This is a genomic window from Caballeronia sp. J97 (assembly GCF_905220305.1).
In the GTDB taxonomy this organism is placed as follows: Bacteria; Pseudomonadota; Gammaproteobacteria; order Burkholderiales; family Burkholderiaceae; genus Caballeronia.
In genome coordinates, this window is the sequence record NZ_CAJMZL010000004.1 from 189,362 (window position 1) to 204,594 (window position 15,233).

The 15,233-nt window shown below is 62.1% G+C and carries 18 protein-coding genes; 15 read left to right on the forward strand and 3 right to left on the reverse strand.

The features are described from left to right. The first annotated feature begins 119 nt into the window (after nt 1-119). The 8 genes from U4Y90_RS09155 (at nt 120) to U4Y90_RS09190 (ending at nt 7,109) form a co-directional block, all read left to right on the forward strand. Complete coding sequence (locus U4Y90_RS09155; protein ID WP_321794252.1) at nt 120-1,100, forward strand: methyltransferase domain-containing protein; 981 nt, start codon at nt 120-122, stop codon at nt 1,098-1,100. Between the two features lie 232 nt (nt 1,101-1,332). Then, nucleotides 1,333-1,806: a DUF2244 domain-containing protein gene (locus U4Y90_RS09160; RefSeq protein WP_321794253.1), complete on the forward strand. Its 474-nt coding sequence runs from the start codon at nt 1,333-1,335 to the stop codon at nt 1,804-1,806. 45 nt (nt 1,807-1,851) lie between these two features. Next, nucleotides 1,852-3,465 carry a cytochrome c oxidase subunit II gene (gene coxB / locus U4Y90_RS09165; protein ID WP_321794254.1) on the forward strand — a complete coding sequence of 538 codons (1,614 nt, stop codon included), beginning with the start codon at nt 1,852-1,854 and terminating at the stop codon, nt 3,463-3,465. A gap of 95 nt (nt 3,466-3,560) precedes the next feature. Next, the gene (gene ctaD / locus U4Y90_RS09170) at nt 3,561-5,174 is read left to right on the forward strand and encodes a cytochrome c oxidase subunit I (protein ID WP_321794255.1); all 1,614 of its coding nucleotides are present in this window, start codon (nt 3,561-3,563) and stop codon (nt 5,172-5,174) included. A gap of 62 nt (nt 5,175-5,236) precedes the next feature. Continuing rightward, entirely contained in the window at nt 5,237-5,377 is a 141-nt protein-coding gene (locus tag U4Y90_RS09175) for a cytochrome oxidase small assembly protein (protein WP_086972134.1), read from the forward strand. A 9-nt stretch (nt 5,378-5,386) separates the two neighbouring features. Beyond that, on the forward strand, nt 5,387-5,959 hold the full coding sequence (locus U4Y90_RS09180) for a cytochrome c oxidase assembly protein (protein ID WP_321794256.1): 573 nt from the start codon (nt 5,387-5,389) through the stop codon (nt 5,957-5,959). Between the two features lie 5 nt (nt 5,960-5,964). Then, entirely contained in the window at nt 5,965-6,168 is a 204-nt protein-coding gene (locus tag U4Y90_RS09185; RefSeq protein ID WP_321794344.1) for a DUF2970 domain-containing protein, read from the forward strand. Between the two features lie 83 nt (nt 6,169-6,251). Next, nucleotides 6,252-7,109, forward strand: coding sequence for a cytochrome c oxidase subunit 3 (locus tag U4Y90_RS09190; RefSeq protein WP_321794257.1), 858 nt, complete (start codon nt 6,252-6,254; stop codon nt 7,107-7,109). A gap of 195 nt (nt 7,110-7,304) precedes the next feature. Here U4Y90_RS09190 and U4Y90_RS09195 read toward each other — a convergent pair whose 3' ends face one another. Next, nucleotides 7,305-7,514 carry a twin transmembrane helix small protein gene (locus U4Y90_RS09195; protein WP_061116867.1) on the reverse strand — a complete coding sequence of 70 codons (210 nt, stop codon included), beginning with the start codon at nt 7,512-7,514 and terminating at the stop codon, nt 7,305-7,307. A 125-nt stretch (nt 7,515-7,639) separates the two neighbouring features. On the opposite strand from U4Y90_RS09195, the gene U4Y90_RS09200 reads away from it, so the two are divergent. From U4Y90_RS09200 to U4Y90_RS09220, 5 genes are read left to right on the forward strand one after another with little or no spacing between them, the layout of a single operon-like run. Next, nucleotides 7,640-8,392 (forward strand): SURF1 family protein, encoded by a 753-nt coding sequence (locus tag U4Y90_RS09200; protein ID WP_321794258.1) that lies wholly within the window; start codon nt 7,640-7,642, stop codon nt 8,390-8,392. Between the two features lie 31 nt (nt 8,393-8,423). After that, nucleotides 8,424-9,074, forward strand: coding sequence for a cytochrome C oxidase subunit I (locus U4Y90_RS09205; protein WP_321794259.1), 651 nt, complete (start codon nt 8,424-8,426; stop codon nt 9,072-9,074). 22 nt (nt 9,075-9,096) lie between these two features. Continuing rightward, complete coding sequence (locus tag U4Y90_RS09210; RefSeq protein WP_321794260.1) at nt 9,097-10,206, forward strand: COX15/CtaA family protein; 1,110 nt, start codon at nt 9,097-9,099, stop codon at nt 10,204-10,206. Between the two features lie 9 nt (nt 10,207-10,215). After that, a complete protein-coding gene (cyoE, locus tag U4Y90_RS09215) occupies nt 10,216-11,121 on the forward strand; it encodes a heme o synthase (RefSeq protein ID WP_321794261.1) in 906 nt (301 codons plus the stop codon). Then, the gene (locus U4Y90_RS09220) at nt 11,118-11,708 is read left to right on the forward strand and encodes an SCO family protein (RefSeq protein ID WP_321794262.1); all 591 of its coding nucleotides are present in this window, start codon (nt 11,118-11,120) and stop codon (nt 11,706-11,708) included. The genes cyoE and U4Y90_RS09220 overlap by 4 nt, the downstream gene beginning before the upstream one ends. A 34-nt stretch (nt 11,709-11,742) precedes the next feature. Here the strand turns inward: U4Y90_RS09220 and U4Y90_RS09225 are convergent, their stop codons facing one another. Continuing rightward, complete coding sequence (locus U4Y90_RS09225; protein WP_321794263.1) at nt 11,743-12,042, reverse strand: YciI family protein; 300 nt, start codon at nt 12,040-12,042, stop codon at nt 11,743-11,745. Nucleotides 12,043-12,245: 203 nt separating this feature from the next. Between U4Y90_RS09225 and U4Y90_RS09230 the strand changes: the two genes are divergently transcribed. Further along, the gene (locus tag U4Y90_RS09230) at nt 12,246-13,058 is read left to right on the forward strand and encodes a MetQ/NlpA family lipoprotein (protein ID WP_321794264.1); all 813 of its coding nucleotides are present in this window, start codon (nt 12,246-12,248) and stop codon (nt 13,056-13,058) included. Nucleotides 13,059-13,121: 63 nt separating this feature from the next. On the opposite strand, the gene U4Y90_RS09235 is transcribed toward U4Y90_RS09230, so the two are convergent. Further along, the gene (locus U4Y90_RS09235; protein ID WP_321794265.1) at nt 13,122-14,048 is read right to left on the reverse strand and encodes a bifunctional helix-turn-helix transcriptional regulator/GNAT family N-acetyltransferase; all 927 of its coding nucleotides are present in this window, start codon (nt 14,046-14,048) and stop codon (nt 13,122-13,124) included. Nucleotides 14,049-14,370: 322 nt separating this feature from the next. On the opposite strand from U4Y90_RS09235, the gene U4Y90_RS09240 reads away from it, so the two are divergent. Beyond that, nucleotides 14,371-15,105: a GntR family transcriptional regulator gene (locus tag U4Y90_RS09240; RefSeq protein WP_321794266.1), complete on the forward strand. Its 735-nt coding sequence runs from the start codon at nt 14,371-14,373 to the stop codon at nt 15,103-15,105. Nucleotides 15,106-15,233 lie beyond the last annotated feature (128 nt).

Sequence of the window (15,233 nt, forward strand, 5' to 3'; positions counted from 1 at the left end):
CGCGCTAAACATGCGCGTTCGTTGCGCTTCAGGAAGCGTTTATGCCTCGTATCAGCACTTCGCATGGGTCGTTTTCGAGACGACCGAGTATACTTCGCACTCTCCGCAAAAAGATCGACATGCCCCCGACATCCCCTAAAACTAGCCGTCCGGCCTATGATCCGCGCCGTTTGCGCGCGATCTTCGATGGCCGTGCCGCGGCCTTCGACGAGGTCGCGTTCCTGCCGCGCGAAATCGCGGAGCGCATGCGCGAGCGGCTCGAATACATCAAGGTCGCGCCGATGCGCGTCCTCGATGCGGCGTGCGGCGCCGGGGCGGACCTGGGCGGTCTGCGGGAACGCTTTGCGGAGGCGTCGGTGACCGGCGTCGACATTTCGTCCGCGATGCTCGCGCGCGCGCGTGCCGCCGAGGCCACGGACGCCGACAACGGCGCGGGCTGGCGCCGCTTTCTTCCGTCGACGCTCGCGAAGGCGTTCGGTGCGCGCGGCCCTCAACTCGCGCAGGCGGATTTCTCGGCGCTGCCGTTCGCATCGGGCGCGTTCGAGTTGTTGTGGTCGAACCTCGCGCTGCATTGGCATGCGCGTCCCGACCTCGTTCTTCCCGAATGGCAGCGCGTGCTGAAGGTGAACGGCCTGCTGATGTTCAGCACGTTCGGCCCGGACACGCTGCGTGAGCTTCGGGCGGCGTATCGCGAAGCGGAGCGCTCGCTCGGGCTCGGGCCCGAGCCGCATACGATCGATTTCGTAGACATGCACGATCTCGGCGACATGCTCGTCGAGAGCGGCTTCGAAATTCCCGTGATGGATCAGGAAGTGCTGACCATCACGTACAAATCGCCCGAATCGCTGTTCGCCGACGTGACGCGCTGGGGCGCGTATCCGTTCGAGCGCGCGTTCGAGGCGGGCCGGGCGGACTCGAAGGCGGTGCGCGGCGCGGTGCATCAGGCGCTCGAAGCGCTGCGCCGCGATGACGGCACGATCCCGCTGACCTTCGAAGTAATCTACGGCCATGCGTGGAAGGCGGTGCCGCGCACGACGGCCGAAGGGCACGGCATCGTGCGTCTGGAAGATATCGGGCGAGGCTCGAAACCGAAACGCTGAATCGGTAAAGAGCACGGTTGTTATGTCTGAAATTTGCGCGGAAAAAGCGCGCGAAAAGGTGCGTCAAAAAGGCGCAGAAGCTTGTGGCGCTTGGCTTTGCGAGGTTACGACCCTTGCTTGTGGATGCCACTTAAGACGCCTATAATGCGTCAGTTTGTCGCCCGGACGGACACAAATTTGGGCGAAATCCGAGCAAATGTATGTGATTGCGTGCGGATTGATGGAGGCAGCGATGCAAGCCAGCCAGACGTTGACGGAGTCCGAGCCGGTCATCAAGGACTGGCTGATGAAGCGAAACTGCTCGGTCTCGCCGCGTCAGTTCGTGGGCTTCTATGTGTCGCTTGCGCTGCTTTCGCTGGCAATCGCAATGTCGCTGTTCCTGAACGGCGCCTGGCTGGTGCTGCCGTTCACCGGAATCGAGTTGGCGGTCGTGGGCGTCGCGTTCGTGATCTACGCGCGCCATGCCGTCGACTACGAGCGAATCCGGCTGTATCAAAACCGGTTGTTGATCGAACAGATGAACGCCGAAGAGCTGACGCAGTTCGAGTTCAACCCGCGTTGGGTGCGGGTCGAAGCGGGCGCGACACCGAGAGAGCCGCTCACGATCGTATCGCGCGGTCAATCGGTGAAAATCGGACAACACCTTGCACAGCATCGTCGCAAACAGTTTGCTGCCGAGTTGCGGGCGTCGCTGAGACGCCTTTGAGAGGAGCCGGCAGACGCGCGATGCCCACGGGGGTCGAGGGTTTGAATGGAAAATTTGGGTAAGGATGCTATGAAAACAATCAAGCGAGCCCTCTCGGGCGTGCTGGCGGCGGGCGCACTGCTCTCTGCCGGCGCTGCCCTGGCGGTCGAAAACAGTCCAGGCGGTCCCGCTGTCAACGAGATCAACTTCCAGCAGCCTGTGACGAAGATCGCCGAGGAGCTCTACGGCCTCCATATCTTCATGCTCATCATCTGTACCGTCATTTTCCTTGGCGTGTTCGGGGTGATGTTCTATTCGCTCTTCAAGCATCGCAAGTCGAAAGGCTTCAAGCCGGCCAACTTCCACGAAAGCACCACGGTCGAAATCATCTGGACGATCGTGCCGTTCGTCATCGTCATTCTGATGGCGCTGCCGGCGACGAAGGCCGTCGTCGCGATGAAGGACACCTCCAACGCCGACCTCACCGTGAAGGTCACCGGCTATCAATGGAAGTGGGGCTACGACTACGTGAAGGGACCGGGCGAGGGCATCAGCTTCCTCTCCACGCTGTCCACGCCGCGCAGCGAAACCAACGGCCAGAAACCGATCTCGACGCTGTATCTGCAGGAAGTCGACAATCCGCTCGTCGTTCCGGTCGACAAGAAGATCCGCATCATCACCACGGCGAACGACGTCGTGCACTCGTGGTACGTCCCGGCGTTCGGTGTGAAGCAGGATGCGATTCCGGGCTTCGTGCGCGACACCTGGTTCAAGGCCGAGAAGGTGGGCACGTATCGCGGCTTCTGTACGGAACTGTGCGGCAAGGAGCACGCGTATATGCCGGTGGTCGTCGAAGTGCTGTCGGCTGACGACTACGCGAAGTGGGTCGACGCGCAAAAGAAGAAGATGGCCGCAGGCGCCGACGATCCGCTCAAGACGTACACGAAGGATGAGTTGATGGCGCGTGGCCAGCAGGTCTACACGTCGAATTGCGCGGTCTGCCACCAGGCGACTGGCAAGGGCGCGGGCCAGTTCCCGGCGCTCGACGGCTCGAAGATCGCGAACGGCTCGATCGCCGACCATCTGAACATCGTGCTGCACGGCAAGGGTGCGATGCCGCCGTGGCAAGGCGTGCTGAGCGATGTCGAGATCGCCTCGGTCGTCACGTTCGAGCGCAATAGCTGGAGCAACCACACCGGCGACTTGCTGCAACCGAAACAAGTGATCGACGCCAAGGCGGGCAAGATGCCGCAAGGCGGCGGCAATGCGGCTGCTGCATCGGCGCCGGAAGCGGCGAGCGCCGCGCCCGCGGCTGCGGAAGTCAGCGCGCCGGCTGCATCGGGCGCCGAGGCATCGCAGGCCGCCGGCCTGCCCGCGAGCATCTACTTCGAGACGGGCAAGGACACGCTGCCCGCCGACGCGAAAAGCGCGGTGGACGCCGCAGCGGCCTACGCAAAGGCGCATCCGGACGCGAAGATCGCGTTGTCGGGATTCACAGATGCGACCGGGAGCGCCGACCTGAACGCCGATCTCGCCAAGCGCCGCGCGCAAGCCGTGCGCGACGCGCTGAAGGCAGCGGGCGTGTCGGAAGACCGCATCGTATTGAAGAAACCGGAAACCATCACGGGCGGCGCCGACAACAAGGAAGCCCGTCGCGTGGAAATCAGTCCGGCTGCTTGACGTGCCGAGCGTGGCCCTTTCCTTCGCCCGAGCGCAACGGAAAGCCACGCGTCATTGCCAAGTGCCCCGAGTATTCGCTTTAGGAGATGATTGTCATGTCTAGCATCGGACACGATGTAGGCGCAGGTCACGACCACGCGCACGACGACCATGCGCACGAGACGCCGCATGGCTGGCGCCGGTGGCTCTTCGCCACCAACCACAAGGACATCGGTACGCTGTACCTGCTGTTCTCCTTCATCATGTTCCTCTCCGGAGGCGTGATGGCGCTCGGCATCCGTGCCGAGTTGTTCGAGCCGGGCCTGCAGATCATGCGCCCCGAGTTCTTCAATCAGCTGACCACCATGCACGGCCTCATCATGGTGTTTGGTGCGATCATGCCGGCGTTCGTCGGTTTCGCGAACTGGATGGTGCCGCTGCAGATCGGCGCATCGGACATGGCGTTCGCGCGGATGAACAACTTCAGCTTCTGGCTGCTGCCGGCCGCCGCGGTTCTGCTCGTCGGCTCGTTCTTCGTGCCGGGCGGCGCGACCGCAGCGGGCTGGACGCTCTACGCACCGCTCTCCACGCAGATGGGCCCGGGCATGGACTTCGCGATTTTCGCGGTCCACATCATGGGTGCGTCGTCGATCATGGGCGGCATCAACATCGTCGTGACGATCCTGAACATGCGCGCGCCGGGCATGACGCTCATGAAGATGCCGATGTTCGCGTGGACGTGGCTGATTACCGCGTACCTGCTGATCGCCGTGATGCCGGTTCTGGCCGGCGCGATCACGATGGTGCTGTTCGACCGTCACTTCGGCACGTCGTTCTTCAACGCGGCGGGCGGCGGCGATCCGGTGATGTATCAGCACATCTTCTGGTTCTTCGGTCACCCCGAGGTGTACATCATGATCTTGCCGGCGTTCGGGATCGTGTCGCAGGTAATCCCGGCGTTCTCGCGCAAGCCGCTGTTCGGCTATAGCTCGATGGTGTACGCAACCGCATCGATCGCGATTCTGTCGTTCATGGTGTGGGCGCACCACATGTTCGCGACCGGCATGCCGGTGACCGGCCAGCTCTTCTTCATGTACGCGACGATGCTGATCGCGGTGCCGACGGGCGTGAAGGTGTTCAACTGGGTGGCGACGATGTGGCGCGGCGCGCTCTCGTTCGAAACCCCGATGCTCTTCGCGATCGGCTTCCTGTTCGTGTTCACGATGGGCGGCTTCACGGGCCTGATCCTCTCGATGGCGCCGCTCGACATCCAGATGCACGGCACGTACTACGTGGTGGCGCACTTCCACTACGTGCTGGTGGCGGGTTCGCTCTTCGCGCTGTTTTCGGGCTGGTACTACTGGGCGCCGAAGTGGACCGGCTGGATGTACAACGAGATGCGCGGGAAGATCCACTTCTGGGCGTCGATGATCTTCTTCAACATCACGTTCTTCCCGATGCACTTCCTGGGTCTCGCCGGCATGCCGCGTCGCTATGCGGATTACCCGGCGCAGTTCACCGACTTCAATCAGGTCGCGACGATCGGCGCGTTCGGCTTCGGCCTCGCGCAGGTGTACTTCCTGTTCGCGGTCGCGCTGCCCACGTACCGTGGCGGCGGCGAGCTCGAAAAGGCCGGCGACAAGCCGTGGGATGGCGCGGAAGGCCTCGAATGGACCGTGCCGAGCCCGGCGCCGTTCCATACGTTCGAAAATCCGCCGACGGTCGAATAAGTAGTTTGTCTGGTTCGCGGGGCGTCATCGAGCACGCCCCGCGAATGAAAAGTCAGGAAAGCATGGCCCCGAATCCACAAAAAAGACGCACGCCCGAGGAAATCCGCGCGGGCAACAAGCGGCTCGGAATCATCATGATGTTGATTGCCGCCGTCTTCTTTCTGGGTATCGTCGTCAGGCAATACCTGTTGTCGCGAGGGTAGGAAAGCAACGTGTCCACTCAGCAGGAAAATTCGCATGTCGACCGGTCCTTCAATCGGTCGATGCTGGTGAAGCTCTTCGTCGTCGCCGCGCTGATGTTCGGCTTCGGCTTCGCGCTCGTGCCGATGTATCGCGCGATCTGCCAGATCACCGGCATCAACAACCTCGTGCAACGCGACGTCGGCGCGCGCGAGGCGAAGAACACGCAGGTGGACATGAGCCGCACGATCTCGATCGAATTCGATGCGAATGCGCGCGGCCCGCTGCGGTTCAAGCCGGAGCAGAACACGCTGGATATTCACCCCGGCGAAGTGATGACAGTGATGTACGACGTGACCAACGAGCAGAATCGCACGGTGAACGCGCAGGCGATTCCGAGCTATGCGCCGAAGCAGGCCACCGAGTACTTCAGGAAGATCGAATGCTTCTGTTTCACGCAGCAGACGCTCGCGCCGAACGAAACCAAGCGCATGCCGGTGGTGTTCGTCGTCGATCCGAAGCTGCCGAAGGATGTGAAGACGATCACGCTGTCGTACACGTTTTTCGAGCTGAACGCGCCGAAGTCGGTGGCGAAGGGGTCATGACCATCATGAGCGCGGATCCTCCGAACAAGGGCGGTTTCTTCAAGCTCGTGAAGGCGGTGTGCTGGTCGTTCTTCGGCGTGCGCCGCCGGGCCGACCTGGAAAGCGATGCGGCGCAGTTGAAGCCGCTGCATCTGATCACGGCGGGCATCATCGGAGCGGTGCTGTTCATCGTCGTGTTGCTGCTGGTCGTGCGCGCGGTAGTCGGATAGACGGAACGCCGGGGACGTGTCTCAGACATGCATCCGGCGGCAAAAGAAAATTCAAGCAACTGGATCGAAGTGGAGAATCAACAATGAGCGGTCAAAACGAGAGCCCGTACTATTTCGTGCCGCATCCGTCGCGGCATCCGGTGATGGCTGCATGCGGCCTGCTGATCATGCTGGCCTCGCTGGCATCGTGGGTGAACGGCCATAGCTTCGGGCCAGTCGGCACGTTCATCGGCCTGCTGTTCGTGTTGTTCGTGCTGTGGCACTGGTTCGGCGACGCGATTTCCGAGTCCGAAGGCGGCATGTACGGCAAGCGCGTCGATGTGTCGTACCGCTGGAGCATGAGCTGGTTCATCTTCTCCGAAGTGATGTTCTTCGCGGCGTTCTTCGGCGCGCTGTTCTATGCCCGCGCGATCGCGATGCATGAGCTCGGCAGTCTCGACTACAAGCTGATCTGGCCGGACTTCACCGCCGTGTGGCCGAACAACGGTCCCGCCGCGCTCGTGCCGCATTTCCGCGCGATGGTGCCGTGGCCCCTGCCGACCATCAACACGGCGCTCTTGCTGTCCTCCGGCGCGACGCTGACGGTGGCGCACCATGCGCTGCGTGAAGATCATCGCAAGAAGGCGATCATCTGGCTGGGCGCGACCGTGCTCCTCGGCCTGATCTTCCTGTTCTGCCAGGGCTACGAGTATTTCCACGCGTACAACGAACTGAACCTGACGCTCAATTCGGGCGTGTACGGCTCGACCTTCTTCCTGCTGACCGGGTTCCACGGCTTCCACGTGTTCCTCGGCGGCACGATGCTGGCCGTGGTGATGGTCCGCCTGATTCGCGGCCACTTTACGGCGGAGCACCACTTCGCGTTCGAGGGCGCCGCTTGGTACTGGCACTTCGTCGACGTCGTGTGGCTGGGGCTGTACGTCGTCGTCTACTGGCTGTAAGCGAATATCGTGCGGGTGCGCGCAATGCGCCGTCCGCGATGCAAGGCCGGCGGTGACGCCGGCCCGAGAGCAAAGAAGCAGTGATCAACACGCCGCCCTCGTTGTCTCAAGGGGCGGCGTCGTCGTTTGAAGGCCGGTGCGTTTTGGCGCAGCGTTGCGACAAAAGGTCCCGTAGGGCGGAACCCCCGCGACGGGTTATCGTCCGATGGGAATGCCCGACGATTGAATCCAGCCCATCCAGTGCGCGAACAGGATGAAGAGAAAGAGCGAGATGGACAGCCCGACGCGTGCGGCGAGCGACCATACCATTCGCTTCGTCCTGCCACGGTCGGTCATCATGAAGTAGAGCGCCGAGCCCAGGCTGCCGATGATAAGGATGAACGCGATAGCAACGATGATGTGCATGAAACCAGTCAGCGAATTTGCTCGGGAACCACAGTGAGCAGTATTAATTTGGATCGTCTCATTATCTCACCCGATGCATGGTGCCGTGCAGCGAGCGGCCCGATGCCGGCAGTAAGGCTTGCAGCATGAAGATTCGATTCTGGCCCGCGCTCCTGATTCTGATCGTCGTTGCAGTGACGGTGCGTCTCGGCTTCTGGCAGCGCGACCGCGCGCATCAGAAGGAAGCGCTCAACGCACAGATCGTCGCGTTCGAGAATGCGCCCGCGCGCGAAGTGAGCGTCGAGCCGATGCCGCTCAAATCGATCGAGTTCCATCGCGTGGAGGCGCGCGGCGAGTTCATGCCGGAGCGCGTCGTGTATCTGGACAATCGTCCGTATAACGACCAGCCAGGCTTTTATGTCGTGATGCCGCTTAAACTCGAGGGCGGCGGCTATGTGCTCGTCAATCGCGGATGGCTGCCGCGCAACATGGCGGACCGCACGGGCATCGAACCGTACGAGACGCCGAAGGGTGTCGTCGAAGTGAAAGGGATCGCGCGCGCGAACGCGTCGCAGGCGTTCGAGCTGGGCAGCGGCGGGTCGGCCGCGCACAAGGAGATCCGCCAGAACCTGGACATCAGGTCGTACGCGGCCGAAACCGGGCTCGCGCTTCAGCCGTTCGTGATCCAGCAGACGAACGACACCGGCGACAAGCTAGTGCGCGACTGGCCCGCGCCGACGCTCGGCGTCGAGCGCAATTACGGCTACATGTTCCAGTGGTGGGGCATGGCGGCCGCAGCCATCGCGTTCGGCCTGTATGCCGCGCGCCGGGCCGCGAAGAAGCGCGGCGACGCCGATGAAAGCGACGTACACGACGAAGAAGCCGAGCACCACGCCTGAACCCCTGACGAACCCAGACACGTTTTTAGCGATGCAATCACAACGTTCCTCCACCGCCGACAAGGCGCGCACGCAGCAACCGACGGCCCGCAAAGGCTCCTGGATCAGCGGCCGCTGGATGCTCCTGCTGCTCGCGCTGGTATGCGCCGCGCCGGTGATTGCGTCGTACCTGATGTATTACGTTTTCAAGCCGGCGGGCGGTACGTCGAGCTACGGCGCGCTGATCGAGCCGCAGCGCCCGATTCCGGCGCAACTGGCCGTCACCGACGAGAAAGGGCAGAGCCTGCCGTTCAAGTCGCTCGAAGGCAAATGGCTGATGATCATCGTCAACGGCGGCGATTGCGACGAGCAGTGCGCAACGCGTCTCTACTTTATGCGTCAGGTGCGCGCGCTGCAGTCGGGCGAGCGCGATCGCGTGGTGAACGTGTGGCTGCGCACCGATGACAAGCCGGTCGCCGACGTCATCAAGACAGCCTATCCGCAGCCGGACACGCGCATGCTCGTCGCCGACGAGAAGGCGATCGCGGCGTGGCTGCCCGTCGATGACGGCACGAAACTCACGGATCACATTTTTTTGGTCGATCCGAACGGCAATCTGATGATGCGCTTCCCGAAGAACCCCGACCCGAAGAAGATCAACGCGGATCTGGCGAAGCTTTTGAAGTGGTCGCGAATCGGCTAAATGCGGGCTGAAGGTAGAAAACATGTTCCTGCTTCAACTGGGTCTGATCGGCATATGTATCGCGCTGTTGCCGCTGTCGTACGTGTGGGTCAAGGCCGATGACGACAAATTTCGCAAGCTCGTCTGGTTGACGACCTTTCTGACGCTCGATCTCATCATGTTCGGCGGCTTCACGCGCCTCACCGATTCCGGCCTCGGCTGCCCGGACTGGCCCGGCTGCTACGGCACGTCGTCGCCGTTCATCGCGCACGCGCAGATTTCGGCCGCGTATCAGGCGTTGCCGACCGGCCCCGTCAGCATGGTGAAGGCGTGGATCGAGATGCTGCATCGTTATTTCGCGATGGCGATCGGCGTGCTGATCATCGCGCAGGTGATCATCGCGTGGACGGCGCGCATCAAGAAGCGTCCGCTGCACGTGTCGCCCTGGTGGCCCACCGGCATTTTGCTGCTCATCCTGCTTCAGGGCGCGTTCGGCGCGTGGACCGTCACGTTGAAGCTCCAGCCGGTGATCGTGACGACGCACTTGCTGCTCGGACTCGCGCTCCTCGGCGTGCTCGGCTGGCTCGCGGCGCGCATGACGCCGATTCCGTCGCTGGATTCGGCCGCCGCGCGCTGGATGCCCGCAGCGGCATTCGGCTTGCTGCTGCTCGTCGTGCAGATCGCGCTCGGCGGCTGGGTCAGCACGAACTACGCCGTGCTGGCGTGCACGGACTTTCCGCTCTGCAACGGCCAATGGGTGCCACCGATGAACTTCGAGCACGGCTTTCATCTCTGGCGTGCGCTCGGCATGACCGGCGACGGCGACGTGATCTCGCAGGACGCGCTCGTCGCGATTCACTGGACCCATCGCACGTTCGCGGTCGTCGTCGTGCTGTATCTGCTCTGGCTCGCGCTGAGACTGCGACGTTTCGAATCTCTGCGAAAGCCCGCGAACGGCGTATTGTTGATGATCGTCGTCCAGTTCCTGACGGGCATGTCGAACATCGTGCTCCAGTGGCCGCTGCCGGTCGCGGTGGCGCACAACGGCGGGGCCGCGATCCTGTTGCTGCTACTCGTTATGCTAAACTTTCGAATCTCTTCCAGCCGTCCCGGCCGCGCCGCAGTTCCCGCGCGCGACGTCGTTTCAGCGTGACTCCACATCATGGATAGCACGACACTCAATTCCCCACTTGGCAGCCGCGCATCGCAGTATCTCGCGCTGACGAAGCCCCGCGTGACGCAGCTCGCCGTGTTCTGCGCCGTCATCGGCATGTTCCTGTCCACGCCCGGCATGGTGCCGTGGGACAAACTGATCGGCGGCGCCGTCGGCATCTGGTTGCTGGCCGGCGCGGCATTCGCCATCAATTGTCTCGTCGAGCAAAAAGTCGATGCGAAGATGCGCCGCACCGCGTGGCGGCCGTCCGCGCGCGGGCAAATCACGCCGGCGCAGATCTTGACGTTCTCCGCAGTGCTCGGCGGCATCGGCATGTGGACGCTCTACACCTTCACCAATCCGCTCACGATGTGGCTCACCATCGCCACGTTCGTCGGCTATGCGGTCATCTATACGCTGCTGCTCAAGCCTTATACGCCACAGAACATCGTGATCGGCGGCGCCTCGGGAGCGATGCCGCCCGCGCTGGGCTGGGCCGCCGTAACGGGCACCGTGCCCGGCGACGCGTGGATTCTCGTGCTGATCATCTTCGTGTGGACGCCGCCGCATTTCTGGGCGCTCGCGCTGTATCGTCGCAAGGACTACGAAAACGCCGGCCTCCCGATGCTCCCGGTCACGCACGGCGAGAAGTACACGCTGCTCAACATCTTCCTTTACACGCTCGTGCTGTTCGCGGTCACGCTCATGCCGTATATCTCCGGCATGAGCGGCGTGGTTTATCTGGCGAGCGCGATCGCGCTCGGCGCGGGTTTCATCGGTTACGCGTGGAAGATGTATCGCGACTATTCGGATGCGCTTGCACGCAAGACTTTCCGTTATTCGATCGTGTATCTGTCGCTGCTCTTCGGCGCGCTGCTCGTCGATCACTATGTGCGCACGGTGATCGGCGCATGATGATCGTCCTTCGTCGTGTTTTTGCGCTGCTGGTTTTCGCGGCGCTGCTGTCGGCCTGCGAGAAAGCTCCCGACTTCAAGAATCTCGATATCACCGGCAACAAGCAATTCGGCAGCGATTTCTCCCTACCCGACACGCACGGCAAGACGCGCACGCTCGCGGACTTCAAGGGCAAGGCTGTCGTGCTGTTCTTCGGCTACACGCATTGCCCGGACGTGTGCCCGACGACGCTCGCCGAACTCTCGCAAGCGATGCAGCAGCTCGGCGACAAATCGAAGGACGTGCAGGTGCTGATGGTCACCGTCGATCCGGCCCGCGACACGCCCGATCTGCTCGGCCAGTATGTGGCGGCGTTCAACTCGTCGTATATCGGCTTGCGGCCCGCAAACGACGCACAACTCGCGCAGGTCGCAAAAGACTTTCGGGTCTACTACGCGAAGTCACAGGGCAAGACGTCCGACGACTACACGATGGATCACACCGCCGCGAGTTACGTGTTCGACAAGGACGGCAAGCTGCGTCTCTTCGCGCGCGACGGGCAGGGCGTGGACCCGTGGGTCCACGACTTGAAGCTTCTGATCGACTGATCGCGAAAGTGGCCCGTGCGGGCCACTTTTCACATCAACTATCCGCGGATGGCTCGGGCAGATTCAGCCCGGGTGCAAGCCGCGTCGCCTTGAATTCGGTGATCTCGTAATGCGCGAGGCTTTGCTGCGCGAACGGGTCTTCCGCGATGATCGCATCGAGCCGATCGCGTTCGATGCCCGACGCCAGAATGATGCCGCCTTCGCGCGGCACCTTTGGCCCCGCGACGACGAATATGCCCGCCGCGAAATAGCGTTCGAGATAGACGCGATGTGCGTCGAGGGCATCGTCGATCTCGGCGAGCGCGCCTGTATATCGAAGATTGATCACGTACATGATGAAAATCGCCTCCGGTGCGCGAGAGTTTGTGACGTTCTGTCGCGATTCTATCCGCGCCGTGCTGCCTGGTGATATCCACATGAGCATTCGATATTTCCTCTCGCACCCAAGCCGTGCGAACATCCGTCACCCTGCTTGAATCGCTCGCCGGAGTCGAATCACGCAATCCAGCAAGAACGCATCATCGAAACAGGAACACCATGCAGCGCAGAAATTTGCTCAAAGCCATTACCGCCGTCGCGGCGTCCGCCGCACTCTTCACGAGTCTCGCCGCGCACGCCGACGACAAGGTGATCAAGGTCGGCACCATCAGCGGCCCCGACGCGCAAATCTGGCAAGTCGTGCAGAAGGTCGCGAAGCGCGAAGGGCTCAACGTGAAGGTGATCGAGTTCAACGACTACGTGCAGCCCAACGCTGCGCTCGACGCCGGCGATCTCGACGCGAACAGCTTTCAGCATCAGCCGTATCTCGACAGTCAGGTCAAGCAGCGCGGCTACAAGATCGTGAATGCGGGGCTCACGTATATCTCGCCGCTCGGCGTGTATTCGAAGAAACTGAAGTCGCTGAAGGACTTGCCGCAAGGCGCGAAGGTCGCGGTGCCGAATGATCCGTCGAACGAGAATCGCGCGCTGCTGCTGTTGCAGTCGCAGGGCGTGATCAAGCTGAAGGCGGGCGCCGGCACGAACGGCAATAACGCGACAGCGCTCGACGTGGCCGAGAATCCGAAGAAGATCAAGCTGGTCGAACTCGATGCCGCGCAATTGCCGCGCACGCTCGCCGATGTCGATGCCGCCGCGATCAATACGAACTTCGCGCTTGCAGCGGGCCTGCAACCGACAAAGGACGCAATCGCGCTCGAGGACGTGCATAGCCCGTACGCGAACCTGATCGCGGTGCGGGCGAAGGACAAGGATCAGCCGTGGGTGAAGAAGCTGGTCGCGGCTTACCAGTCCGAAGACGTGCGCCAGTTCCTCAAGAGCGAATTCAAGGGTTCGGTCGTGCCTTCGTTCTGACCGGGACTTCTCGCATATTTGTTACGGCGTCCCGAGGGACGCCGTTTTTTTGCGCCGCAGTTTTCAGTCGACGAGAATCTGCTGCAACGCGCGTTCCCAAAGGATGCCCCTCGACCCTTCCTGCACAGGTTTGAAACCAGTTCGCAGGAACAGCCCGCAAAGATCTTCCTGAGGCTCCTCGAGCCGGCAGATCACCTGATCGTAGCGAGCGCCGTGCGCGAAATTCGTGCAGGCCGCGACCAGCTGCTCACCCAGTCCCCGCCGACGCGCACCCGGCTCGACGAACAAAAGTTCGATGCGCGCTTGTGTTTCGGACTCCGCCGCCAGCATCGCCGCTCCGATGCGCGTGGCGTTCGCCTGCTCCGCTACCCAGCAGGCGATACGCGGAGTGTTCGCCTGCATCGCGGAGAGAAAGCTTGCGACCATTTGCGTTGCGCACGCCTCATTGACGAGCTTCGGACGCTCGCACGCGCTGAGATGCGCCAGGCGCTCGATCATCCAGCCGAAGTCTCCGCCGCGCGGCACGCGCAGCCGGATTTCTCCATCGGCGCGCGCAGGGGAGAGCAGCCGTTCCACGTCCGCCATCGCCGTGCATAACTGATCGATCTCGGCGGCGCTCAGCCGCTTGAGCAGCGTGGCGGTCTCGGCAGAAACGTGCAGATCTATTTCATCGACCTTCGCTTTCGCCTCGGGCGTGATGTGCAGCAAATGCGCGCGACCATCCAGCTCGTTCTTTCGTCGCATCACCAGGCCGAGTTTCTGAAAGTTGTTGATCAACCTGCTCAGATAACCCGTATCCAGACCGAGGTTGCGCGACAAGTCGGCGGCCGTGGTGGCTCGCTCTTGCGCCAGCTCGTGCAGGATGCGTACTTCAGTCAGGGAAAAGCTGCTTTGATGCAGCCGTTCGTGGAGTGCGCCCGTGTGGCGCGCGTAAAAACGGTTGAAGCGGCGCACCGCTTCGACGGCCCGGCTCGGATCGGAATAGCCCATTGTGTCAGTCTCTCTCTTTGGTTTTGTTGAAATTAATTGCGAATCCGAACTAATGGATGCATTGTGCCAAAGGAGAACGACCGTGCGAATACGAAAATGCCCGAAAAGTGGGTTGCCCGGCAATTAAGCAAGTGGTTCAGCAAGTGGATTGCATATGCGGGTAAGTCCCGATAGCAGTTTTGTTTCCGTGTTTTCTGTTAAACACTTTATAACTAATTGATTTTTATGCATTTTTGTCCTCAAAGGTGAGTGGTGGTCTCGACATTGACTGGTATTATGTTGGTTATATAATGGGCTCCACTTCAGCAGGTGAGGGCGTTAGATGGAGCATCGTTGGCAAGTCCTGACGCCCGACGCGCAGAGCGACACGCCGCTTTATCTTCAGTTGGCCTCGCGGCTCGCCAGGGCGATCCACGCGGGCAACTGGGCGGCCGGCGAGGCGCTGCCTTCGGAGCGCACGCTGTCCGAACGGGTCGGCGTGTCGCGCATCACGGCGAGAAAGGCGCTTGCGTTGCTCGTCGAGCAGGGCTTGATCCGGCGCGTGCGCGGGGCGGGCACTTTCATCACGCCGCGCGTCGAAGATCCGCTGTCCCGGCTGACTGGTTTCACCCGAAAGATGGAACAACGCGGTTTCATGCCGGACTCGATCTGGCTCGATCGCGGACTGCGCGCAGCGAATCGCGACGAAGCCGTGCGTCTCGGTTTGTCGCCGGGCGCGTCCGTTGCGAGCCTGCGGCGGTTGCGCCGCGCGGACGGCATCGTGATGGCGGTCGAGCATTCGACCTTGCCTGTCGCGGTCGTGCCGGACCCGCTTGCGATCGGCGCATCGCTGTATCGATATCTGGAGGAGCGCGGGTTGTCGGTGGTGCGCGCATTGCAGCACTTCCGCGCGGTGAACGCGGGCGCGGAAATCGCGCGGCTGATGGGTGTGGCGCCGCGCGCCGCATTGCTCGTGATCACGCGCATCGGCTATTCGGCGGATCAGCGTGCCATCGAATTGACGGACACCTACTGCCGCGACGACTACTACGACTTCGTCGCGGAACTGCATCGATAAGCGTCGGCACAGACGCGCATGACCCAGGAAGCATCAACAGGGCAAACAAGAGAACGAGAGGATCCAAGGAAGCCGTTCGCTACTTTCGCGACGAAAGCCTGCTCGCAGCACGGCGCGGACGGCGCCGA